Origin of the sequence: Acidiplasma sp. MBA-1, assembly GCF_000949015.1 — an archaeon.
Taxonomy (GTDB): Archaea; Thermoplasmatota; Thermoplasmata; order Thermoplasmatales; family Thermoplasmataceae; genus Acidiplasma; species Acidiplasma aeolicum.
The window spans coordinates 189,023-210,641 of the sequence record NZ_JYHS01000003.1 but is presented as its reverse complement, the minus strand read 5'-3'; the positions used below and the strand labels follow the sequence as shown (position 1 = coordinate 210,641).

The window sequence follows — 21,619 nt, the reverse complement described above, 5'->3', positions numbered from 1 at the left end:
ATGAATGAAACATTAACAGATAAGCAATGCCCAAACTGTAACAGTTATCTGTATTACATAGAATATGATACCGAAATTCCTTATGAGGGTAAAATTACAATAAAAACATATACATGCAAAACATGCTATTATAAAAACGTATCAATACAGAGGCATGAAAGGGAAAAACCCAAGGTCATGCTATTAAGGATAACCGGCAAGAATGATCTTAAAACAATAATATACAGGTCCCCTGATGCATATATAAAAATACCAGAAATAGATGCAGAAATATCCCCGGGAATAGCATCCAATGGTTATATTACAACAGCCGAGGGAATAATAACAAGTATTAAGGAAAAATTATCATTAATGGGCAATAATAAGGAAACTAAAGTTCTTGAGGAACGCATAAATAATATACTAAAAAGTAACAGTGAGGAAATCACAATAATTATAGACGATGACAGCGGTAAAAGCAAAATAAACAGCAGCAAGGCAAAAGTTATCGAAAAGCCTATATAAATTCGCAAAAATAAATAATTTTATATAAAGCATTTTAATATTCACTTGGATATTTATGGTTACAACTGTAGATGCTTTGTTAGCAATAGCTGCGTCAATAGCAATAGCAGGGGGTCTTATCGGTACTGGTATGGCTCAGCAGGGTATTGGTGCGGCCGGTATGGGTATAATAGCAGAAAAGCCAGAAAAGTTTGGTCAGGTTCTGTTCTTCTTTGTTATTCCGGAAACCCTCTGGATTATAGGTTTTGTGCTCGGTATAATACTGCTTCTGCATGTAATATGATGCTCTATGTCCCTTGAAAGCATATTAAATGAAATAGACAGGTCCCGGGAGGATGAAATTCAAAAAATCAATCAGTACTATGAAGAGCAAATTAAGAACGTAAGGGAAGCATGCAATAAAAAAATAAAGGAACTGCAGGAATATTATGCGCTAAAACAAAAAGATGATTCAAAATTAATCATAAAGCAGTATGAGGACCAGATTAAAATTCAGATCAAGCAGATAATAGATAATAAGAAAAAGGAAATAATTAATTCAGCACTTGATAAGGCCAAATCATATATAACCTCACTAAATAAATCCTCAAGATATCCGGAATTGCTAGAAATTATGGTTGATACATCAATTAAGAAGCTCGGTAAGGACATTATTGTTGAATGCTCAGAATCTGATATGGAAAAAATTAAGGCCATGAATAAGGTAAATCCAAAAAATGTAGAGGCAAATTCAGGAATAAAATCGGGAATCATAGCATATTCTCCAGACCGCCTAAAAATGCTGGATTTAACCTTAAATACAATATTTAAAGAAATTTCTGATGACATACTTGCTTACTTCTATGAAAATGTAAAATAGGTGTGATAAATGAACACTGCATATTCTGGAAGTTTTGGAAGGCTAAAGGTTCATTATAATGATTTCCTAGGCAATGAATTTATAAAATCACTTCTTGACCTTGAAATAAAAGATATTAAATTGCGGCTTTATGAAACATCCTATAAGGATGATATTGATAAATCATCAGTAATAAATTCATCAGAGCTTGATATTCTAATAGCTGCCATAAACAGGCATATAATAAATAATTCCAGAATTGCAATATTTGCAGTGCCTCCTGAAATTAAGAATTATATAAAAACATATATATCAAAATGGGACATTGAATCTATCAAGGCGATTTTAATATCAAAGATAATAAAGCATGAAATTAAATATAACGATAGTTTTATCATAAGTTTCAGGGATATTCCACTTGGTATTTTTGCCGGTAACTTAAGTTATGAGGATTTTAGGTCAATGCTCTCCAGGCCTGATGTGGAATCCCTTGTAAATTACCTAGTTTCATATGGGTATAATTATCTGCTGCAGTATATAGACGAGTTCAAAAAAACCGGAGATATTTATCCGCTGCTTTCCTCCCTTGATTCTCATTATTATAATGAACTGGCAGATCAGGCAAAATTTTTTAACGGTGATGAGGGAATATTAATAAATTATACAAAGGAGTATATAGATATAAAAAATATTTTAACTGTTATTAAAGGCATAGAGTTAAAGGTATCATATGACAGCATTGAAAGGTACTTAATAGACAATGGAAACTTAACAAAAAATATATTATCAGATCTTTTCAGGTCAAATAACACTGTTGATGTACTTAAAGTCTTTAAGGACTATGACCTTGAGGATGCCATAGAATATTACCAAAAATATGGAAGCCTGTCAATGTTTGAAATATCAATGAGAAAGGCACTTCTTGAAAAATATCTTCCATTAATGATGAGAACCACTGGAGCCCCATTTATACTTGGATATATACTGACAGCAGAAAGGGAGAGAGATAATTTAAGGACAATACTGATCGGGAAATCATACAACCTTGACAGGAAGCTAATAGAAAGGATGCTGATGTAAATGGATAATATCTGTGTAATTGGAGAAAGAGAGGTTGCGATGGGCTTTAAGCTCATAGGAATTAATGATACATTCATAGTTGATATTAATGAGGCAGCCCTTAAACTGAGGGAGATATTTTCGTCAGGAAAGTATAATGTTATTCTTGCCTCACAGTCAATTCAAAAGTATTTAAAGGAGGATGAATTAAATCTGTATAATACCTCAATAAATCCTCTTGTGGTATTTATCCCTGTTCCAGGCGTAACAGAAGAGGAATCGGTATATGAACTTGCCAAAAGAATACTGGGAATAGATATAGGTGATTAAATGGAGAATAAAGGTATAATTTATAGTGTTTCTGGTCCGGTTGTTGTTGCAACAGATGTTAATGGAAAGATGTTTGATGTTGTCCGGGTTGGCAACCTCGGACTTGTGGGTGAAATAATCAAAATTGTGGATAATAAATCAACAATACAGGTATATGAGGATACAAGCGGGTTAAAACCCGGTGAGCCTGTATATTCCACTGGAAAGCCCCTTTCAGTTGAGCTCGGTCCAGGGCTCCTTAAATCAATTTATGATGGTATTCAAAGGCCACTGGATGTAATTAAATCGGAAACAGGGGATTTTATTGTGAGGGGAGCCTCAGCACCACCACTTGATGAAAATAAGGAATGGGATTTCAAACCTATTTTAAAGGAGGGTGATGAGGTTAACCAGGGTTATATTATAGGAGAGGTTCAGGAAACAGAACTGATAGTTCATAAGATAATGGTGCCTGAGGGTGTTAAGGGCATAATAAAGGAAATTAAGGAGGGCAAGTTTAAGGTTTCTGATACAGTATGCATAATAGAAAATGAAAAAAACGACTATGAAATTAAGCTTAAACAGATATGGCCCGTAAGGAAGGCCAGAAGGGTATTTTTAAAATTCGCACCTGAAATACCATTAATTACAGGTCAGAGAGTAATAGATTCATTCTTTCCTGTTGCAAAGGGTGGAACCGTTGCCGTCCCGGGGCCTTTTGGGTCTGGAAAAACTGTAATTCAGCATCAGCTATCAAAATGGTCTGACGCAGATATAACTGTTTACGTTGGCTGTGGTGAGCGTGGCAATGAAATGACAGAAATTTTAACAACGTTCCCGGAACTTCAGGACCCAAAGAGTGGAAAGCCACTTATGGAAAAAACAATATTAATTGCAAATACATCAAATATGCCGGTAGCAGCAAGAGAGGCAAGCATATACACCGGTGTTACCATTGCGGAATATTACCGTGATATGGGATATGATGTCGCATTAATGGCAGATTCAACAAGCCGCTGGGCTGAGGCTTTAAGGGAAATATCTGGAAGGCTGGAGGAGATGCCTGGTGAGGAGGGCTATCCGGCATATCTTGGCAGAAGGATATCTGAATTTTATGAGAGATCTGGAAATGCCCAGATAATACCTGAAGATGACAGGGTTGGATCTGTTACATTAATAGGTGCGGTATCACCTCCAGGCGGTGATCTTTCTGATCCTGTGGTCCAGAACACATTAAGGGTAACAAGGGTATTCTGGGCACTGGATGCATCACTTGCATCAAGGAGGCACTTCCCATCAATCAACTGGCTCAACAGTTACTCATTGTATCTCGATTCATTATCAGGATGGTTTAAGAACAATGTTGATCCGAAATGGATGGAAGTTCATTCATTAATGATGAGCACACTTCAGAAGGAGGCTGAGCTTCAGGAGATAGTACAGCTTGTTGGTTATGATTCTCTTCCAGAAAAGCAGAAAAATATACTCGATATTGCCCGGGTAATAAGAGAGGATTTCCTGCAGCAGAATGCCTTTGATGACATTGATACCTACTGTTCAATTAAAAAACAGTACGAAATGTTAATGATTATTAAAACATTAAATGACTATCAGGAAAAGGCAATAGATTCAGGCAGAAAGGTATCCCAGACCTCAGCACTGCCAGTCAGGGCAAAAATATCAAGAATGAAGGAAGTAAAGGAGGAGGATTTCGAGAAATTTTATAATGATATAATTAAGGAAATAGCCGATGAATACGGCACAATCATAGAGGGTGTTCAAAATGTCTGAAATTATTTATAAATCAATTAGCCAGATTAATGGGCCGCTTCTATTTGTAAACGATGTGAAAAATGCATCATACAACGAAATAGTGGATGTTATTCTGGACAGTGGTGAGAGGGTTAAGGGCCAGGTTCTTGAAACAAGAAACGGTGTGGCTGTAGTTCAGGTTTATGGTTCCACAACAAGCATGAGCCCCCAGGGCACCGGTGTAAAATTAACTGGAAGCACATTTAAGCTTCCAGTATCAGATGATATGCTTGGCAGGATATTTAACGGCTTTGGAGAACCCATAGATAACGGGCCAAAAATATATTCCAAGGAAAAGGTGGATATAACAGGTGCTGCAATAAATCCATATTCAAGGGAGGAACCAAGTGAGTTTATACAGACCGGTATATCAACAATAGACGGCATGAACACCCTTGTCATGGGACAGAAGCTGCCAATATTTTCAGGTGCAGGGCTATCACATAACAGGCTGGCAACGCAGATAGCCAGGCAGGCAACCACACTTAACGGCAGTGAAAAATTTGGTGTGGTCTTTGGCGCAATCGGCATAACCAGTGAGGAGGCCAATTATTTCATGAGGCAGTTCCAGAATTCTGGGGCATTATCAGACTCGGTTATATTCCTGAATCTTGCCTCTGACCCATCAATGGACAGGATTATTCTGCCAAGGGTTGCATTAACAACAGCAGAATATCTTGCATATGAGAAGGATATGAACGTCCTTGTTATTTTAACAGATATGACAAATTACTGTGAGGCACTGAGGGAAATTTCATCCTCCAGGGATGAAATACCGGGAAGAAGGGGATATCCAGGGTATATGTATACAGATTTAAGCACGATATATGAAAGGGCTGGAAAAATAAAAGGCAGGAAGGGCTCAATAACACAGATACCAATATTAACAATGCCCGGGGATGATATAACAAATCCTGTTCCAGATCTCACCGGTTATATAACAGAGGGGCAGATAACACTATCAAGAGACCTTAACAGAAAAAATATTTACCCCGAGGTCGATGTGCTCTTATCACTATCAAGATTGATGAATCAGGGTATAGGTGCGGACCATACAAGGGAGGATCACCGTGGTTTGGCAGACCAGCTATATGCATCGTATGCCAAGGGTAAGGACGCCAGATCACTGAGTGAAATAGTCGGTGAGGAGGCACTGAGTGAAACCGATAAATTATACCTTAAATTTGGCGATGATTTCGAAAACAGATATGTTAATCAGGGTGATGCAAACAGGTCAATAGAGGAAACATTAAACCTGGGCTGGGACATTCTTTCAGTGCTGCCTGTTGAGGAAATGAAAAAGGTTAAATCAGCCCATATATCAAAATATGGCAAATGGGATAGTAATGGCAAATAATGTTAGATTAACAAGAATAGAATTAATGAATACCAAAAAAAGGATCAAGGTTGCATCCAGAGGACTTGATCTTTTGAAAATGAAAAGGGCAGCACTTGTCATGGAATTTATGAAGATTAACAGTGAAATAAAGGGATTAAGGGAAAATGTAAGAAATGATATTGAACTTGGGATAAATGAAATTAAAATGTCAGAGATTATAGACGGTACCCTTGAAATTGAAAGGGTATCATACATGTCATCAAATCCTGAGGTGTTAATAAATACAAAAAACATTATGGGTGTAAAAATACCAGATTTAAATGTAAATATAAGCAAAAATACACTTAGCAATGAATATCTCGTTTCATCTGTACCGGTGTCTGTTTATGATGCAATATTAACATTTAAAAAAATTTTCAGTGAATTGCTTGTAATTGCACAAAAAGAAAGTTCAATGAGAAAATTATTGTATGAAATAGATAAAACCAACAGAAGGTCAAATGCCATAGAAAATATAATGATACCCAGATTAAACTTAAATTTAAAGATAATAAAGGAACATCTGGATGAAAGGGAAAGAGATTCATTCTCAACATTAAAATTTGTTAAAAGTCACGTGGTTGAAAATGAAGAATAATTTAGAAAAATTTAGAACCATAAAAAAGACTTTATTCGTTATTAATATAATGGCAACAGTGGTATTTATAATTATAATGGCGGTGGTGTTATTTAAATGACAGAAATAGATCAGCTAAAGGTTATTAAGGATAAGGAGGAAGAAAATAAAAAAATAATTGAGAAGTTAAAATCGGAAAAGGAGGCAGAACTAAACGAGATCAAAAATACATGCAACGATAGGGCTAAGAATATGGAAAATGAAATAATCAATAATTATAATAAGGCAATGCAGGAAATAAAGGATGAAGAAAAGAAAAAACTTGCAGACGCAATGGATCGTGTTAAGGCAAAATCCGAGGTAATGAAATTAGATCTCTCAAATAAAGAAATAGAGGATTATGTATTTAAGAAACTTGTAGATTATATAAAAGAGTGAGCTTTATGCTAAGGCCAGAAAAAATGGTAAAAATCCGCGTGGTTGGTACACTAGAAAAAAAGGATGTTATTATAGATGACCTTCACGACCTTGGCGTGATGCAAATTGAAAATGTTGATCCATCAGTAATAAAAATATTTGACAGGCAGGTAAATGAGGAGGATTATAAAACAATATCAGATTATCTTGCTGAATTCAGGGGATATATATCCATACTTCCAAAAAAACCTATTAAAAATAAGGTTTATTTTAATTCATACAATGATTTAATATCAGAAATATCAAAAATAAACATTAAGGATGAATTAAATGACCTAAAATCAAAAGAGGATGCATATCTTGGAGATATAAGGGAAAATGAGAATTTTATAAGAATATTCACCATAATTAAGGATTTTAATATAGATGTATCAGCATTGAATAATTCATACGTTGAAAGCTTTTTAATAGAGGTAAATGATAAAATTGAAAAATTATCGGCAGACTACATGAATAAAATACGAACCGGTAATTATTATCTTGTTACCATAAATAGAAAATATGAGGATAAATTTTTACCATCATTATCGGGTTTATCATCTCAAATATTACACATACCCGAATTTAATGGCACACCAAGCAAGATAATTAATGATTGCAATAAAAAAATTGAGGAGGATAGGAAAAATCTTGAGATTATAAGCAACGAATTAAACAAAATTTCAGATACATATTATGAGAAAATAGTCCAGATAGAGGAACAGCTTGAGGTTGAATACAAGGAGGCAGAGATTTCAGGTCAGATAGCAGCCACAGGAAATGTATTTGCACTTGAGGGCTGGATAGCACAGAAGGATTTTGATAAAACCATGTATATAATAGAAAAAGATACAGATAATCAGGTAATTATACAGAAGATAAAAACAAAGGAGGACCCACCAACACAGCTTTCAAATCCAAAGCATTTAAAAATATTTGAGTTTTTCATCAGGTTTTATTCATTACCAAAGGAATATGAAATAGACCCAACATTGATATTTGCCATAATATTTCCAATATTCTTTGGTGTTATGGTTGGTGATGCAGGTTACGGCCTTGTTATATTATTATTCTCACTTTTTATAATTCACAGACTTAACCATCCACCGGCAGTTAGCCATATACCAAAAAAATTAACGAATTTTGTTTTTATGATAATGGGTAAAAACGCATTAATGAATCTGGCCAAGGCACTTATTCCAGGGTCCATAATTGCAATCGCTGTTGGACTTTACTTTAACGCCTTCTTTGGCTTCACAATTTACCCACCATTTCATGTGGCACAGAGGCCGATTCCGGTTATTTATATAGGAAAATTGCTTTTAATTTCAGGATATATTGGTCTTGGACTGGTTACATTTGGTTTTATACTTGGCATTATTAATAATATTTATATAAATCATAAAAAAGAATCAGTTGCAAAGTTTGGCTGGATACTTCTTGCCTGGGCTCTTGCCATACTTGGTCTTAATTTAATACACAGGATATCACTGTCGCCTACAAATTTCTCATCATTATTGGGTTACATAATGTTTGCAGTGGGCTTTGTCCTGATTATTGCCTTTGAGGGGACTCAGAGCCTCATGGAAATTCCATCCATAATAAGTCATATACTATCATATACAAGGATTGTGGGTATACTCCTGGCATCTGTTGTATTGGCCCTTGTCATAAACACTGTATTTGTGTCAACACTTTCGGGACCAATTTACTTTGTGGTTCTTGGTTTAATAATACTTATATTTGGACAGTTATTCAATTTAATCATAGCTGTTTTTGAACCAGGCATACAGGGGGCAAGGCTTTTATACGTTGAATTTTTCTCAAAGTTTTACTTCGGAAACGGAAGACAGTTCCATCCATTTAAAACAGACAGAAAATATACATTAAGAAAATTTGACAGGACAAAATAAAGAAATATTAATATTATATGAAAATATTTTAATAATATGGAAAAAATAACAAATATAGATATTCTGGAGCTGGGGTCTCCCGAAGAAAAATCATCCCCATGGAGCTCAACCATACTCATTTTAAGGCTAACATCGTCAAACGGAAATGTCGGCTATGGAGAGGCACCAACAACATTAATGACACATCCGGTGCTTGAAAGCATGAAGGAGGTTTCAAGGATTTTTCAGGATAAGGATTATTACAATATAGAGGCAAACAACAGGGAATATTACAAAAATGCTTTTTATATATCCAAATCTATAGAGGAAACAGCAGCATTAAGTGCATTTGAAATAGCCTCATGGGATCTTATTGGAAAGGATCTTGGAACACCAGTTTATAAGATGCTTGGTGGCGTTTTTAATGATAAAATTAAGGCCTATGCAAACGGATGGTATTCTGACTGTGTGGAACCAGAAGATTTTGTCTCAAAGGCCAAAAAACTGGTAAATAAAGGATATAAAGCATTTAAATTTGATCCATTTGGAAATAATTATGATAAACTATCCACAGAGGGATTAAAACATTCAGTTAGCATAGTTTCAAAGATGCGTGAGGAACTTGGTGATGATATAGATTTATTAATAGAATGCCATGGCAGGTTTTCAACAAAATACGCCATAATGGCAGGGGAGGCGCTGGATCCATACAATCCACTTTTCATTGAGGAACCGGTGCATCCGGAACTTGAATTCGGGCTTTATGATTTTAAAAAATATGTAAACACGCCGGTGGCCCTTGGTGAGAGGCTTTTAAACAAGGAGGATTTTGCCAGATTTATTTCATCTGGCATGGTGGACATCATACAGCCAGATATAACAAATTCAAAGGGAATACTTGAGGGCAAAAAAATAGCTGCTGTTGCTGATGCCTTTGGCGTTCCTGTGGCATTTCATAATGCCTTTGGACCTGTGCAGACAGCGGCCACGCTTAATGTTGATTACACAATTCCAAATTTCCTTATACAGGAAAGTTTTGAGGAATCATGGCCCGAGTGGAAAAAATCCTTATTTACGGGATACACCATAGAAAATGGTTTTTTCAGGCTATCTGGGAAACCAGGTCTTGGAATAGAGGTTAATGAAAAAATATTAAATGAGAGCAGAACCGAAGCCATGGAACCACTAAACCCTAATGAACCACCATGGGTTGTTTCAGGCACATTTAAGCAATAATTAATTATTTAAAAATTTTATAAATATTATTTATATACTGGCGTTTTTTATAAAACCTTATTACTTTTTTAGCTGTCTGCTTAAATCCACAAGATTTTGCAATAGTTCACGCATAAATTTGATTGCAGTTTCATCATTTAATTTTCCGTTTTCATCAAATTTCTGCTGTGCAAATGGTACCATAACCTCAGGTTTGTTTACCGGTATCATGTTAAGAAAAACGCAGCTCTGTCTTAGATGGTACTGTGCTCTTGCACCACCTATCATACCTATTGAGGCACTCATTATTGCCACAGGTTTTCCATCAAAAGAATTATCACCGTATGGTCTTGATGCAAGATCAATTGCATTTTTCAAAAAGCCCGGAACAGAGTAATTATATTCAGGTGTTACTATTAGAATGCCATCTGCATTTTTGATTTTATTTTTAAAATTTTTAACATTTTCAGGGTAATTATTCTCCATGTCCTGATTAAAGAATGGGAGATTTGATATATCTGCTATTTCAAGTTCAGATCCATCTGGCATTAGCTCCGTGCAAGCTTTTAACAAATATGTATTATAGGATTGCCTTCTAAGGCTACCACCAAATCCAAGTATGTGTGTATTTTCCATGCAGTTAAGATATAAGTATAAATTATAAACATTTGCTATATAGAAGTAAAGTGAATTTATATTATTCAACTTGAATCTTCTGACATGATTAATAAAATATTCTATCATATCCTGTTTGGAATAATTTTATAGTAACATAATTCTTGATGAACCTTTTGTGAGTGGTTTCAAATATCTTCTGGCTACAGTACCTGTTATGGGTTCAAAATTCATAATTAATAAATACAAATATAAAATGTGTAATCAAATGTTCATTATAAGATATTCTGAAATAGGGTTAAAGGGTGAAAAATCCAGAAGACAGATGGAAAATATATTAATACAGAATATAAAATCCGAACTGGAACGTTATAATATATTTCCAGAATTTAAAAAAAGTGACGGAAGAATATATATATTTACTGATTCTAAATTATTATACGACATACTTCCAAGAATTTTTGGAATAAAATCATTCTCACATGCCGAGGAATTTAAATTTAGAACCATTGAGGAAATTGTAAGCATTACAGTTTCAAAATTTTCTGGCATGATTTCAGGGAAAAAATTTGCAGTGTCTGCTAAAAGAAGTGGATCACACAGTTTTACATCAATGGATATAGAAAAAATTCTTGGGGATGCGCTGTATAAATACTCTGCAGGTGTCGATCTTGAACATCCAGATATAAGGATATACATAGAAATAAGGGATAATAGATTTTATTTATTTACCGAAAAGATAGAAGGTCCAGGGGGTCTTCCATTAAAATCTGAGGGTAAATTATTATCGCTTTTTTCTGGAGGTATAGATTCACCGGTGGCCACATATATGGTTATGAAACGTGGTTCTGCCACAGACTTATTATTTTGCAGCCTTGCGCATCCAGTGGATACCGTTCAGATGCTCATGGCGGCCAAAAATCTTTTGGATAAATATTCAATAGGTTATAATGCAAAAATATTCATAATTGATGGGTCAAAACTGGTTACTGCCATATCCGAGCATCCAGATCAAATGTATACAAATATAATTTTTAAAAAACTATTGTATGAATACGCTGAATATTTATGCGAGAAATACGGATATAATGGTATGGTTACTGGGGAATCAATAGGGCAGGTTTCATCTCAAACCCCACAGAATCTTATGCTTATATCCGAGGGGATAAAATATCCAGTTTACAGGCCTTTAATAGGTTTTGATAAGGAGGAAACCATTAATTATTCAAAATCAAAATCCTTATTTATGAATCAATCATCAGCAGAATTCTGTTCTCTTTTTTCAAAAAATCCGGGAATAATAGTTAACCATAAGGATTTTTACAATGAAATTAAAAAATTCAATGTCAAAGATTATATGCAGGAGCTTGTTGAAATTGATAAAAATACAATAGATGATTATATAAAATCAATAAAAAATAAAAGATTCAGGGGCGAACTTGATAATGTTGAATTCATTGATCTTAGATCAGGATCTGATTATGAAAACTGGCATGAACCCGGAGCCATAAATTTAAACCTCGGTGAGCTTAGAAATTTTATTGAACATGCAGACAGGTTTAAAAATTATGTATTTTACTGTAAGAAGGGACTGAACAGTGCATATGCTGCTTCCATTATGTCAAAACATGGTTTTAATGCATACTATGTCTCAGAAAGGGATTTGAAATCCATGCAAAAAAATTAATCAAGTTTATATTTAATATATTTCTTGTTTCCAATGGCAGTGAACATATCCATATCCCTCCCATTTTGCATTGTGAAATTATATATTTCCCTTAAAAGCCTGTTTTTTGTAACATCCTTATACTCCCTTAATTTAATGTTCTGCACCTTTATGTAATCCTGATCCCGTGGAAAGGCAATAAGCACAGTTTTGAAATCTGGATATGCAAGCTGGAAGACTCTTGCCTGCAGCCTGACATATTCAGGTAGGGGTTTTAGTGAAAAGCTTTTCATTTCATATATGGTTTTATTTTCGTAATCCACAAAATCTGGCTGTGCATATATTCCGGCCTCATCATTTATTATAATTATTCTAGTTCTATCCCTTAACAGTGAATTTTCATATATTACGCTTTTTTTAAATGCGTTTATAAATTTCCATCCCATGGCATAATAATACCTTAAATCAGAATTTTCCAGAGATATGCAGTTTTTATGCAGTTCATCCTTTAAAAGTGCAGTATAACTTCTCAGGGCCTTTATTGTTATATCCCTGTTTATTATATGCCTGTTTTTGAAATACACCATCTTTGAAACGGTATCATCAAGGCATTTGCCAATAACCATGGGTAATTTATCCCCTGTATGCTTTATAAAATTTTTAACATATTCGTGTGTTGCTATAACCCTCAATTTTTATCACTGCCTATTTAAGAATTTTACCTGTAGCCATCTTCCATAAATACAGATCAAAAATTCCCGGTTCCATTCCAAAATCATATGCAATGGAATTAAAAATTTCCTCATATTTTTTGTAATCCTTTCCTGATTTTATCTTTATATCATTGAAAAATCCGAAATTATGCAGTAATTTCATTATGTGCTTGTCAAGTATTGCAAAATCAAAAATACCAACATTTCTCAGAAAATGTGAAGCCTCCTTATATCCAACACCCTTGATATTTTCAACAAGATATTCCCGCACGTAATATCTGTCCCTGTTCCTTAATAATTTTTTTAAATCCGGTATAATGAATCTGGCGTTTACTATATACTCTGATCTTTTATTGTAAAATCTATATTTTATCTTCCTGAGTTCTGATCTTAAAGTCTCCAAATCATAGTCTATAAACCCCTCATTTATATACCTCTGTGTTCTTATGCCCATCTCGGCTGATGTATTTGCAGTCAGTATGCAGAAGCTTAATTCAATAAAAAGCGATCTGTTTCTGGATTTTCCCATATTTTTAAAATCTGCAACACGTTCCTCAATACTGTTAAAATAATTATCCCTTATTTCATTTACCTTATCGACAAATAAATTGCTATACATAAAAAAAATTAAAATTTTTATTCTTTCTTAAAAGCTTCGTAAACTCTTTTTGCCCTTTCAAGTCTTTTTTCAACAACCTTCCAGTTTACGTTCTTCATGAAGGCATCAAGATATGGGGCCCTCTTTGCGCCGTAATCCACGTAATATGCATGCTCATAAACATCCAGTGGAAGTATCATAAGTGCGTTCCATATTGCTGCAGCGCTGTGTATATCTGCACCAACAACCCTTAATTTGCCGTAGTTTAAATCAAATATTAAATGTGCCCAGCCCCTGAAAGCTGTTCCTGTGGCCTTGAAAAGTGCAACAAAGTTCTCATAGCTACCAAAATCCTTCTCTATCTGTTCTTTTACAGAAGCTGGCATCTCAACATGATCCTTTGTTAGTGATTCAAAGTAATATTCGTGTAGCATTGAACCATCATAGTTAAAGGTTTCCTCAAGCTTCATCTCCCTAAGGTCACTGTAGTTCTGGTTTGCCTTTGAAAGGTCCACAGAAGGTAATTTTGACCATATTTCATTCAACTTTGCAACATATCCTTTATAATGGGCGTCAAAATGGTAGTCTATCTGTGTGTCTGAAATGCCGTCCAATCCTCTTGGTCTTAATTTTTCCTTAACTTCCCATGTTTCTGTTGCCATAATTATCCTTTTAGTATTATTTTATCATTTAAAAATTTATTGATAAAATTACAGCTTAAAATATAATATATACAATTTTTATGTATATAAATATTTAAAATAATGAATATAGTTATATAAATCTTATAATTTTGTATAATTATTTTAAAACATATTAATATTTTTTAATTTATATAATTATGAGCATCAAAAAATTTTGTAAACTTTATTAATAAATGTATATTATACGGTCATGTTTCCAGTGATATTAATTGGCGGCATACCGGGTGTTGGAAAAACTAGCATGGCAGGTTATGTGGCCAGAGAATTTAATATAAATATTATTCTTTCTGGGGATTATTTAAGGGAATTTTTAAGGCCCTATGCTGGTGAAATACTATCAAAAAGTGTATATGAATCATGGCAGTTTTTTGGAGAGAAAACTGAGGATAATATCATTAAAGGATATTATGAACAGTCAAAAATAATGTATAGCGGTATAAATGCTGTCCTTGCCCGTGCGATTAGGAATGGTGAGCCGTTAATACTTGAGACACTTTATTATATACCAGAACTTATTGATAAAAATATAATTGATGATATAATAAAAATATATATTTATGTCTCTGATCATAATGTTCATGAGGAAATGCTGAACAGCAGGGAAAAATTTACACATATTAATTCCCCCGGATACCGCCTTGTGCAGCAGCTTCCTGTATATGAGGTTATGGAGAAATATACACTTAATTTATTAAAAAAATACGATGTTTTTACCGTTGACTCAACAAATTATCAGCTTGCAAGGAAAAAGATAATAAAATATATAGAAGATAAAATCAATCAGTAGCTGAGGCTGCATTTAATAAATCTTTGATGATAATGTCAGGGTTCTCTATTCCAACTGATAATCTCATAAATTTTTTGTTTACATTTAATATTTTTAACTCACTTTCATTGAGCGACCTGTGTGACATTGTGAATGGATTTGATATGATTGTGTTTATTCCCCCAAGGGTATTTGCGGGCACAACATTTTTTAAATTTTTAAAAAATTTTTCCACATCACCCTGTATTTCAAAATCAACTACCCCTGAGAATCCGTTCATATATTTTAATGCTATTTCATGATCCGGATGATTATCAAGACCGGGATATATAACGTTTTTAACATTGCCTGAATCCTGAAGTTCATGCGCAATTATATTCGCATTTTTATTTATCCTCTCCATGCGAAGTTCAAGTGTTTTAATTCCCTGGTTTACAAGAAATGCAGTGTTCGGATCCATTGATGTTCCAAGGGTTCTTCTCATGTTGTCTATTTTTTCTATAAGATCCTCCCTGCCCGCAGCAAAACCTGCTATTGCATCATTATGACCGGATATAAATTTTGATGCACTGTGTATAACTATATCCGCACCAAGGTCCAGCGGGTGTATGTTTACCGGTGTGGAAAATGTTGCATCAACAATAAGCAATGAACCCGTTTCCCTGCATTTTTCTGATATGGCCTTAATATCATTAACCCTTAATATAGGGTTTGAAAGGCTCTCAATAAATACCAGCTTTGTATCGTTTTTTATGGACTTAATTATATTATCTGTTCCCGGATCTGCGACATCAATTTTAACCCCCCATGATCTTAAATATTCTGTGAAAAAGTGGTAACTCCTTGCAAAGGTATCAAGGTGTATCAACGCCCTATCTCCAGGATGTATTAATGATAACACCGTGGTTGTGATAGCACCCATGCCCGATGAAAACGCGTTATATGCCTCAGCATGTTCCATTGCCTTAATTTTTAGTCCCACATTTTCAACTGTCGGATTATATTCCCTTGAATACCGGTATTTTTCACCACCCGGGACAACATAGGAACTTGTCTGGTAAATGGGAAATGTAAGGGGTTTTGCAAAAATACCATCACTAATATCGTTCATTAATATCCCTCCACAATTTCAGTTTCCACAATCTTATAATTTAAACCATATTTACCTAATATTTCATCAGTGCCACTGATAATGCCATTTTTATTTGTTCTTTCATCAGTAAAAATAAGTATTGTTGGACCCGCACCACTAATACATGCAGAAACCGCATTCTCATCTATGGCCATTGATTTTATCTCACCATAAAATGGGAATAAACCATTTCTGGATTTTTCAACTATCTCATCATTCATGCCGTCTCTTATTGCCTGCCGTTCACCATTTAAAAACCCGAGAAGCATCAATGAAAGTCTTGAGGTTTGGCGTACCATATCTTTAATATCTATATTTTTGGGCACCATTGATCTAGCCAGTTTTGTTTTTTCCTCTATTTTAATATCTGGTATAACAAGCATTAGATGCGGTTTATACTTAATATCTATTTTTCTGACCCTGACTGGTTCAGTTGATGTTATTAGCGTCATTCCACCATATATGCCAGAAGAAACATTATCCGGGTGGGCAGACCCGCAGGCCGCAATTTCACCATACATTGAATAATATACCATTTCATCATTTGTTAAATTTAAATCAAACATTTTATTAAAAGCCTTTACAGCAGCTGATGAGGAGGCACCGCTGCTGCCCAGGCCAAGTCCAACGGGAACGCCCTTATTTATTGTTATATCTATGCCTAATTTAATTTTTCTATCCTTCATAATCTGTATAAGACTAAGACCCGCCGTATTTTTCATGGGGTCTTCAGGTGTATTATCCGAAAAGATTCTTATTTTTCCGGTATTATTTTCCTCTATTTCTACCTCGTCCTTAAAGGCACGATGGCTTAGGGATAAAATATCATAACCTGGACCGAGATTGGCGGATGATGAATAACTTAACTCCTTAATCTTCATACTTTGCTATGTTTTCATTTAATAAATTTATTATTCAACTTTATATTACTATCAGTAATATCATGTGCAGAAATATTAAACAATGCATTATTTTATATCTTTTCTGGATATGTTCCAGCGTGATAATTTGGAAAGGAGGTTAATTTATTTAGATCTGGATTCAGCGATTAAAAACACGGATGTAAATATTAATAATCTAACTGGGGCAATAGAAAGGATACTTTTACAGATATTTCAGAACATACCGGATGACGAATTAATCTTTACAATACAGTATTCACAGGGCATTAATTATGTAACCGGTAAAAATCATTCATTAAATAATTATGAATATTCATCAATGCTGCAGGGCTATCTTGGGAACATTATTCAAAATACATATGAAAAAATAAAATACGAGCTTGGTCTATCAAGGGAAATGGTCTCTATAAATACCAGGATTATTTATGACAGATCCTCAATGTCAATTTTGGATATACCGGAAAGAAATGCCATAGGATCCCTTGCCTCCGATGGCTACATACCTGTTGCCATGGCTGGAACTGCAGTTTCAATGTTTCCACATTTACAGTATTTTGAATATGCAGGTATAAATCCAGATATTGATGCAGCATCATCCTTTCTCTCCACGCTTTTGGATGCAGATGAATATTTGATTTTATATGATTTTAATAATTTAATCAACAGAAATCTTGGTTCAAAAATTAATAACATAAATAATTATCTGGTTAACAGGGGGGACAAAAACACACTTAATAAACTAATATCAATTAAAGGTTTTTTAGACCGTGGCGGTAAAAAGGCAAGCATACATATGCCAGATAATTTTAATGATTGCCTACAGTTTTTTTAGGTCCCATTTAATTTTTTTATATCCTCCACAGAAGGAAAAACAAAGCAGTTTCTGCATCTGGGTTCGTAGCTCTCCATCCCACCAATTTTGATGGCCTCACCAAATACCTCCCTGCCATTCATAACCCTTTGTGTAAATGTTGCATCCTCACCGCATTTAGCACATACAGCTGTGAGGGAATAAACCTGATCGGCCCTTGCTATAATCTCCTGTGAAGTTTTAAACGGGATTCCAAGGTGGTTCTTATTTAATGCTGCTATATAAACAATTTTTTTCATGGAGGCGATGGAATCGACAACCTCTGGAAGTATGGAATCGTGATCCCAGAACTGTGCCTCATCAATGCCTATTACGTCAACACCCTCAGACAACGTTTTAATTTTTTTAACGCCATCATTATCAACGCTTACAACTATTGCAGGAAGCCTTATGCCCTTATGTGTTGTTACATATGTTGTATCATATCTCTTGTCTATTTCAGGTTTAAAAAGTAGAGTATTTCTCCCTGCAAGCATTTCACGCTCCAATAATTCTATGAGCCTCGAAGTTTTGCCAGAAAACATGGGCCCTGTGATGACAGTTAATTTTCCCATGATGATATTTTTCATATACGTGTATATTTTAATTTAATAAATTACTTATGTTTGGTTGCATAATTTTATGGATAATGCTGGAATAATTATAAGAAATTATCGCATACATATGTAAAAATAATGAATTTACATTTAAGTTTTTATTATCTCCATAATTTTTGGTTATCGATTTGATAATTATATAAATGAATATTAATTCCGTGGGAAAATAATGAGATTTAAAACTTATTAGAAAATATTATGTGTTTAAATAGCATTAAGAATTAAAATATCGGGTGAATAAATGGAGGCAGAGATAACAAATTTCAAGGAGTACTATGATAACAAAATAGTTACAGCTATGATAGGCATTGAGGCCGATATAAACATGGTTGAGGATATCGGTGAAAAAATTGCCGAAAATAAGAACGTTGAGGAGATCATGGTTGTTACAGGAGATTATGACCTGCTCATCAAGGTAAGATTCCCCGATTACCAGACCCTGGAAAAATTTATAGTTAGGGAGTTAAATAATATTCAGGGGATAAAAAAATCAAAAACAATGATGGTGTTATCCATCATTAAGGACGTGTATATGAGGTGATATAATGGATGAAAAATTGTATAACGAAATTTTGGAACTAATGGATGAACTGGCAGAGGACACTTCTATACCCAGAAATGTCAGAAAAACTTCATCTGATTCAAAGGAAAAATTACAAAATGGTAAGGAAAGCCTTGATTTAAAGTGTGCAACAATAATATCAAAACTTGATGATATCTCTAATGATCCAAATGTACCGTCTCATGGAAGGGCAGCAATATATACATTAATAAGCAAGTTAGAATCACTTTCAAAATCATAATTAATAAACCATTTAATTTTATATAAATTATGAATAGATTTTTTTGTAAATAATATAAGCGATGCAGACATTTGAAAATATTATATATTAATTTTATTTTAAATAGTTAAATATATATATTATTATAATATTAATAACCGATTATTATGGCACTTTCAGAAGAGGTTAATAAGCTAGCCAAATATCTTATGGTATCTGACATACCAAGAAGCGTCGCATACACACTGGTATATATAAAGGATAAGGGCGAGATAACATCAGTGGAAATAGAACGGGAAACCGGTTTAAGGCAGCCTGAGGTTTCCATAGCCATGCAGTGGCTCAGGAGAAAGGGCTGGATAGTAAAAAGGAATATGAAAAAGGAGGGCAAGGGAAGACCAATACATGGTTACAAACTTTCCAAGGATTTCAATGAAATACTGGAAGAGATAATCAACGACCGTGAAAAGAAAATAGAGGAAATAAACAATACAATAAACCAGTTAAAAACCTTTCAGAAATAAATAAAATTTTAAATTTAAATATTTTTATATTGAATTTGGAAAACGTTATGTGTGTATTTGCCATCTGTTTTTATGGGGAGTGTAACATCAGGAATTAAAAACGGCCTTATATCAGGTTTTATCTATTTTATTATAAGTTCAATAGTTAATTTTGCAATTATAATAGTATTTATAGATGAAATCGTGGATGCCTTTGGAATTAAACCTGCATACTATTCAATATTCCTTACTGAATTGATAGATGGTCAAATAAGATCATTATTTATTATAGGGATAGTTTTTGGTATAATTTTTTCCATACTGCTACTTAAGTATTATAAACATGTGCCCGGTAAGGATATGATTTCAAAAACAAATTTTCTGGTCTTAATTCTGTGGTTTTTTGTATTTCTGATAGTGCCTGCATATGAACTGGGAACGGGTATAATAATAGCATTATACTATTATATTGCCTATGCTGTAGCAAATTTTTTCACAGCGCTTTTATTTGGCAGGCTTCTCTTTATTTTTAATAAAAAATTTATAGCGGATAAAAGTAATCATCAATAATTTTTACCATCCTATAAGTACTGTACCATTCATGTTTAATAAATTCCTTGCCGTTAAATATACCTGCTGCCATTGGAGAATTTATGTACATTATATGGTCATCATCAATTTTATAATTAATGTTGTTTAAAATCATTCCCATGGAACCTGGCCTTATGTCAGTAAAGGGATTTAAATGCGTGGTTAGCAATAAATTACTTGAATAACCTGATATTAACCCCTTTTTAAATTCCTTTAATATTTTTTCATACAGTTTTTCATCGTAATTTGGGGAAATAAAATATCTAATATCATCTAAATAGGATGCCATGCCCATGTTATTTATGGGATCTATACCATCTAATATTAAGAAATCCACATCAATTTTTTTTAATAATTTTAAATCTCCATATAGGGAGGTGCCAGAAAATGATAATGGAATCATAATTCCATATAAAAATCCAAGCGGTGTGTTAACCGGCATTGTAGAGTAAAAATATGGCCTCCTGTCTATCTTTGGCATCCAGTAGTTGATTATTATTGTTTCAGAGGTTATGTCATTATCATCGAATGCGAATATATTCTCACCATCCGTAAAAATAACCTTTACATTAGGATTATTGGCGTATTCATTAATGGAATTATCAGAATATATAAAATCCCCAAGGCTTAGTATATTTTTAACATATTTTATTCTATTTCTTGATTTTAAAGAATTTATAAGGGATTTTCCGGTTGTTAGAAAATAACCTGCATCTGAAACTATATATGTTAAATCATCATGAATTTTTATTTTTTTTATATATTTACTGCAAATAATAACTGTTTTTATGTTCATTTTGTTAACAGTGGAGTAAAACAATTCCTCGTTGTTTAAATTATCCTCATTAAATATCATAACCGAATTACCAGCCTTCATGGCAGCAAGTACAGATATCAGGAATTCTGGTGGATTTTCTATTGCAACTGCCACTATATTTTGATATGCGCCGTGAGCTTTTAACTCATAGGCCATTGAATTTATGTATTTGCTAAATTTGAAGTATGTTATGAATTTTCCCCTAAATATCATAAAGGGCTGGCTTTTATTTACACCTGCATTTCTTTCAAAAAGCTCGCATATAGATATTTCTGGTACCTTTAAGGGCCCCTTCAGGAAATTTAACATTAAAAATATATGTA

At 33.8% G+C, this 21,619-nt stretch carries 26 protein-coding genes; 18 read left to right on the top strand and 8 right to left on the bottom strand.

Going from position 1 to position 21,619, the window contains the following annotated elements:
• The 11 genes from TZ01_RS06820 (at position 1) to TZ01_RS06770 (ending at position 10,061) form a co-directional block, all read left to right on the top strand.
• Positions 1 to 504, top strand: a complete 504-nt coding sequence (locus TZ01_RS06820; RefSeq protein ID WP_048102053.1) for a ZPR1 zinc finger domain-containing protein — start codon at positions 1 to 3, stop codon at positions 502 to 504.
• 55 nt (positions 505 to 559) lie between these two features.
• Positions 560 to 787, top strand: a complete 228-nt coding sequence (locus tag TZ01_RS06815) for an ATPase (RefSeq protein WP_048102052.1) — start codon at positions 560 to 562, stop codon at positions 785 to 787.
• A gap of 6 nt (positions 788 to 793) precedes the next feature.
• On the top strand, positions 794 to 1,363 hold the full coding sequence (locus TZ01_RS06810; protein ID WP_048102051.1) for a hypothetical protein: 570 nt from the start codon (positions 794 to 796) through the stop codon (positions 1,361 to 1,363).
• A 9-nt stretch (positions 1,364 to 1,372) separates the two neighbouring features.
• A complete protein-coding gene (locus TZ01_RS06805; RefSeq protein ID WP_048102050.1) occupies positions 1,373 to 2,422 on the top strand; it encodes a V-type ATPase subunit in 1,050 nt (349 codons plus the stop codon).
• Positions 2,423 to 2,731, top strand: coding sequence for a V-type ATP synthase subunit F (locus tag TZ01_RS06800; RefSeq protein ID WP_048102049.1), 309 nt, complete (start codon positions 2,423 to 2,425; stop codon positions 2,729 to 2,731).
• Positions 2,732 to 4,501 (top strand): V-type ATP synthase subunit A, encoded by a 1,770-nt coding sequence (locus TZ01_RS06795; protein WP_048102048.1) that lies wholly within the window; start codon positions 2,732 to 2,734, stop codon positions 4,499 to 4,501. It abuts the gene before it with no gap.
• A complete protein-coding gene (locus TZ01_RS06790; RefSeq protein ID WP_048102047.1) occupies positions 4,494 to 5,879 on the top strand; it encodes a V-type ATP synthase subunit B in 1,386 nt (461 codons plus the stop codon). The genes TZ01_RS06795 and TZ01_RS06790 overlap by 8 nt, the downstream gene beginning before the upstream one ends.
• Positions 5,869 to 6,498 carry a V-type ATP synthase subunit D gene (locus TZ01_RS06785; RefSeq protein ID WP_082180468.1) on the top strand — a complete coding sequence of 210 codons (630 nt, stop codon included), beginning with the start codon at positions 5,869 to 5,871 and terminating at the stop codon, positions 6,496 to 6,498. The genes TZ01_RS06790 and TZ01_RS06785 overlap by 11 nt, the downstream gene beginning before the upstream one ends.
• A 96-nt stretch (positions 6,499 to 6,594) precedes the next feature.
• A complete protein-coding gene (locus TZ01_RS06780) occupies positions 6,595 to 6,915 on the top strand; it encodes a hypothetical protein (RefSeq protein ID WP_048102045.1) in 321 nt (106 codons plus the stop codon).
• Between the two features lie 5 nt (positions 6,916 to 6,920).
• Positions 6,921 to 8,846 carry a V-type ATP synthase subunit I gene (locus tag TZ01_RS06775; RefSeq protein WP_048102044.1) on the top strand — a complete coding sequence of 642 codons (1,926 nt, stop codon included), beginning with the start codon at positions 6,921 to 6,923 and terminating at the stop codon, positions 8,844 to 8,846.
• Positions 8,847 to 8,882: 36 nt separating this feature from the next.
• A complete protein-coding gene (locus tag TZ01_RS06770) occupies positions 8,883 to 10,061 on the top strand; it encodes a mandelate racemase/muconate lactonizing enzyme family protein (protein ID WP_048102043.1) in 1,179 nt (392 codons plus the stop codon).
• A 60-nt stretch (positions 10,062 to 10,121) separates the two neighbouring features.
• On the opposite strand, the gene TZ01_RS06765 is transcribed toward TZ01_RS06770, so the two are convergent.
• Positions 10,122 to 10,676, bottom strand: coding sequence for an NADPH-dependent FMN reductase (locus TZ01_RS06765; RefSeq protein ID WP_048102183.1), 555 nt, complete (start codon positions 10,674 to 10,676; stop codon positions 10,122 to 10,124).
• 247 nt (positions 10,677 to 10,923) lie between these two features.
• Here TZ01_RS06765 and TZ01_RS06760 point away from each other — a divergent pair, with 247 nt between their 5' ends.
• Positions 10,924 to 12,342 carry a THUMP domain-containing protein gene (locus TZ01_RS06760; RefSeq protein WP_052656819.1) on the top strand — a complete coding sequence of 473 codons (1,419 nt, stop codon included), beginning with the start codon at positions 10,924 to 10,926 and terminating at the stop codon, positions 12,340 to 12,342.
• Here the strand turns inward: TZ01_RS06760 and TZ01_RS06755 are convergent.
• The 3 genes from TZ01_RS06755 to TZ01_RS06745 are packed head-to-tail and all read right to left on the bottom strand — an operon-like array spanning position 12,339 to position 14,294.
• Entirely contained in the window at positions 12,339 to 13,013 is a 675-nt protein-coding gene (locus TZ01_RS06755) for a hypothetical protein (protein ID WP_048102042.1), read from the bottom strand. The two genes, TZ01_RS06760 and TZ01_RS06755, sit on opposite strands and share 4 nt — an antisense overlap.
• Positions 13,014 to 13,026: 13 nt before the next feature.
• Positions 13,027 to 13,653 carry an N-glycosylase/DNA lyase gene (locus TZ01_RS06750; RefSeq protein ID WP_048102041.1) on the bottom strand — a complete coding sequence of 209 codons (627 nt, stop codon included), beginning with the start codon at positions 13,651 to 13,653 and terminating at the stop codon, positions 13,027 to 13,029.
• Between the two features lie 17 nt (positions 13,654 to 13,670).
• Complete coding sequence (locus TZ01_RS06745; RefSeq protein WP_048102040.1) at positions 13,671 to 14,294, bottom strand: superoxide dismutase; 624 nt, start codon at positions 14,292 to 14,294, stop codon at positions 13,671 to 13,673.
• A 232-nt stretch (positions 14,295 to 14,526) separates the two neighbouring features.
• On the opposite strand from TZ01_RS06745, the gene TZ01_RS06740 reads away from it, so the two are divergent.
• Positions 14,527 to 15,123 carry a mevalonate-3-phosphate 5-kinase gene (locus TZ01_RS06740; protein WP_048102039.1) on the top strand — a complete coding sequence of 199 codons (597 nt, stop codon included), beginning with the start codon at positions 14,527 to 14,529 and terminating at the stop codon, positions 15,121 to 15,123.
• Here the strand turns inward: TZ01_RS06740 and TZ01_RS06735 are convergent.
• A complete protein-coding gene (locus TZ01_RS06735; RefSeq protein ID WP_048102038.1) occupies positions 15,113 to 16,213 on the bottom strand; it encodes an aminotransferase class V-fold PLP-dependent enzyme in 1,101 nt (366 codons plus the stop codon). The genes TZ01_RS06740 and TZ01_RS06735 overlap by 11 nt on opposite strands.
• The gene (locus TZ01_RS06730) at positions 16,213 to 17,115 is read right to left on the bottom strand and encodes a homoserine kinase (protein WP_048102037.1); all 903 of its coding nucleotides are present in this window, start codon (positions 17,113 to 17,115) and stop codon (positions 16,213 to 16,215) included. Before TZ01_RS06730 ends, TZ01_RS06735 begins: the two co-directional genes overlap by 1 nt.
• Before the next feature lie 127 nt (positions 17,116 to 17,242).
• On the opposite strand from TZ01_RS06730, the gene TZ01_RS06725 reads away from it, so the two are divergent.
• Positions 17,243 to 17,968, top strand: a complete 726-nt coding sequence (locus tag TZ01_RS06725) for a hypothetical protein (RefSeq protein ID WP_156150335.1) — start codon at positions 17,243 to 17,245, stop codon at positions 17,966 to 17,968.
• On the opposite strand, the gene TZ01_RS06720 is transcribed toward TZ01_RS06725, so the two are convergent.
• On the bottom strand, positions 17,965 to 18,561 hold the full coding sequence (locus tag TZ01_RS06720) for a thymidine kinase (protein WP_048102035.1): 597 nt from the start codon (positions 18,559 to 18,561) through the stop codon (positions 17,965 to 17,967). The genes TZ01_RS06725 and TZ01_RS06720 overlap by 4 nt on opposite strands.
• 283 nt (positions 18,562 to 18,844) lie before the next feature.
• Here TZ01_RS06720 and TZ01_RS06715 point away from each other — a divergent pair, with 283 nt between their 5' ends.
• From TZ01_RS06715 to TZ01_RS06700, 4 genes are all read left to right on the top strand, one after another.
• Positions 18,845 to 19,144 carry an Lrp/AsnC ligand binding domain-containing protein gene (locus TZ01_RS06715; RefSeq protein WP_048102034.1) on the top strand — a complete coding sequence of 100 codons (300 nt, stop codon included), beginning with the start codon at positions 18,845 to 18,847 and terminating at the stop codon, positions 19,142 to 19,144.
• Positions 19,145 to 19,148: 4 nt separating this feature from the next.
• Positions 19,149 to 19,406, top strand: a complete 258-nt coding sequence (locus TZ01_RS06710; protein ID WP_082180466.1) for a UPF0147 family protein — start codon at positions 19,149 to 19,151, stop codon at positions 19,404 to 19,406.
• A 146-nt stretch (positions 19,407 to 19,552) separates the two neighbouring features.
• The gene (locus tag TZ01_RS06705) at positions 19,553 to 19,909 is read left to right on the top strand and encodes a MarR family transcriptional regulator (RefSeq protein ID WP_175266884.1); all 357 of its coding nucleotides are present in this window, start codon (positions 19,553 to 19,555) and stop codon (positions 19,907 to 19,909) included.
• A 51-nt stretch (positions 19,910 to 19,960) separates the two neighbouring features.
• Positions 19,961 to 20,458, top strand: a complete 498-nt coding sequence (locus TZ01_RS06700; protein WP_048102031.1) for a hypothetical protein — start codon at positions 19,961 to 19,963, stop codon at positions 20,456 to 20,458.
• On the opposite strand, the gene TZ01_RS06695 is transcribed toward TZ01_RS06700, so the two are convergent.
• Positions 20,430 to 21,605, bottom strand: a complete 1,176-nt coding sequence (locus TZ01_RS06695) for an AMP-binding protein (protein WP_048102030.1) — start codon at positions 21,603 to 21,605, stop codon at positions 20,430 to 20,432. The genes TZ01_RS06700 and TZ01_RS06695 overlap by 29 nt on opposite strands.
• Positions 21,606 to 21,619 lie beyond the last annotated feature (14 nt).

Bases quoted from the DNA above. Each gene is read 5' to 3' on its own strand.
- TZ01_RS06820 (WP_048102053.1), top strand. From the start codon at position 1: ATGAATGAAACATTAACAGATAAGCAATGCCCAAACTGTAACAGTTAT.
- TZ01_RS06815 (WP_048102052.1), top strand. From the start codon at position 560: ATGGTTACAACTGTAGATGCTTTGTTAGCAATAGCTGCGTCAATAGCA.
- TZ01_RS06810 (WP_048102051.1), top strand. From the start codon at position 794: ATGTCCCTTGAAAGCATATTAAATGAAATAGACAGGTCCCGGGAGGAT.
- TZ01_RS06805 (WP_048102050.1), top strand. From the start codon at position 1,373: ATGAACACTGCATATTCTGGAAGTTTTGGAAGGCTAAAGGTTCATTAT.
- TZ01_RS06800 (WP_048102049.1), top strand. From the start codon at position 2,423: ATGGATAATATCTGTGTAATTGGAGAAAGAGAGGTTGCGATGGGCTTT.
- TZ01_RS06795 (WP_048102048.1), top strand. From the start codon at position 2,732: ATGGAGAATAAAGGTATAATTTATAGTGTTTCTGGTCCGGTTGTTGTT.
- TZ01_RS06790 (WP_048102047.1), top strand. From the start codon at position 4,494: ATGTCTGAAATTATTTATAAATCAATTAGCCAGATTAATGGGCCGCTT.
- TZ01_RS06785 (WP_082180468.1), top strand. From the start codon at position 5,869: ATGGCAAATAATGTTAGATTAACAAGAATAGAATTAATGAATACCAAA.
- TZ01_RS06780 (WP_048102045.1), top strand. From the start codon at position 6,595: ATGACAGAAATAGATCAGCTAAAGGTTATTAAGGATAAGGAGGAAGAA.
- TZ01_RS06775 (WP_048102044.1), top strand. From the start codon at position 6,921: ATGCTAAGGCCAGAAAAAATGGTAAAAATCCGCGTGGTTGGTACACTA.
- TZ01_RS06770 (WP_048102043.1), top strand. From the start codon at position 8,883: ATGGAAAAAATAACAAATATAGATATTCTGGAGCTGGGGTCTCCCGAA.
- TZ01_RS06765 (WP_048102183.1), bottom strand. From the start codon at position 10,676: ATGGAAAATACACACATACTTGGATTTGGTGGTAGCCTTAGAAGGCAA.
- TZ01_RS06760 (WP_052656819.1), top strand. From the start codon at position 10,924: ATGTTCATTATAAGATATTCTGAAATAGGGTTAAAGGGTGAAAAATCC.
- TZ01_RS06750 (WP_048102041.1), bottom strand. From the start codon at position 13,653: ATGTATAGCAATTTATTTGTCGATAAGGTAAATGAAATAAGGGATAAT.
- TZ01_RS06745 (WP_048102040.1), bottom strand. From the start codon at position 14,294: ATGGCAACAGAAACATGGGAAGTTAAGGAAAAATTAAGACCAAGAGGA.
- TZ01_RS06740 (WP_048102039.1), top strand. From the start codon at position 14,527: ATGTTTCCAGTGATATTAATTGGCGGCATACCGGGTGTTGGAAAAACT.
- TZ01_RS06735 (WP_048102038.1), bottom strand. From the start codon at position 16,213: ATGAACGATATTAGTGATGGTATTTTTGCAAAACCCCTTACATTTCCC.
- TZ01_RS06730 (WP_048102037.1), bottom strand. From the start codon at position 17,115: ATGAAGATTAAGGAGTTAAGTTATTCATCATCCGCCAATCTCGGTCCA.
- TZ01_RS06720 (WP_048102035.1), bottom strand. From the start codon at position 18,561: ATGGGAAAATTAACTGTCATCACAGGGCCCATGTTTTCTGGCAAAACT.
- TZ01_RS06715 (WP_048102034.1), top strand. From the start codon at position 18,845: ATGGAGGCAGAGATAACAAATTTCAAGGAGTACTATGATAACAAAATA.
- TZ01_RS06710 (WP_082180466.1), top strand. From the start codon at position 19,149: ATGGATGAAAAATTGTATAACGAAATTTTGGAACTAATGGATGAACTG.
- TZ01_RS06705 (WP_175266884.1), top strand. From the start codon at position 19,553: ATGGCACTTTCAGAAGAGGTTAATAAGCTAGCCAAATATCTTATGGTA.
- TZ01_RS06695 (WP_048102030.1), bottom strand. From the start codon at position 21,605: ATGTTAAATTTCCTGAAGGGGCCCTTAAAGGTACCAGAAATATCTATA.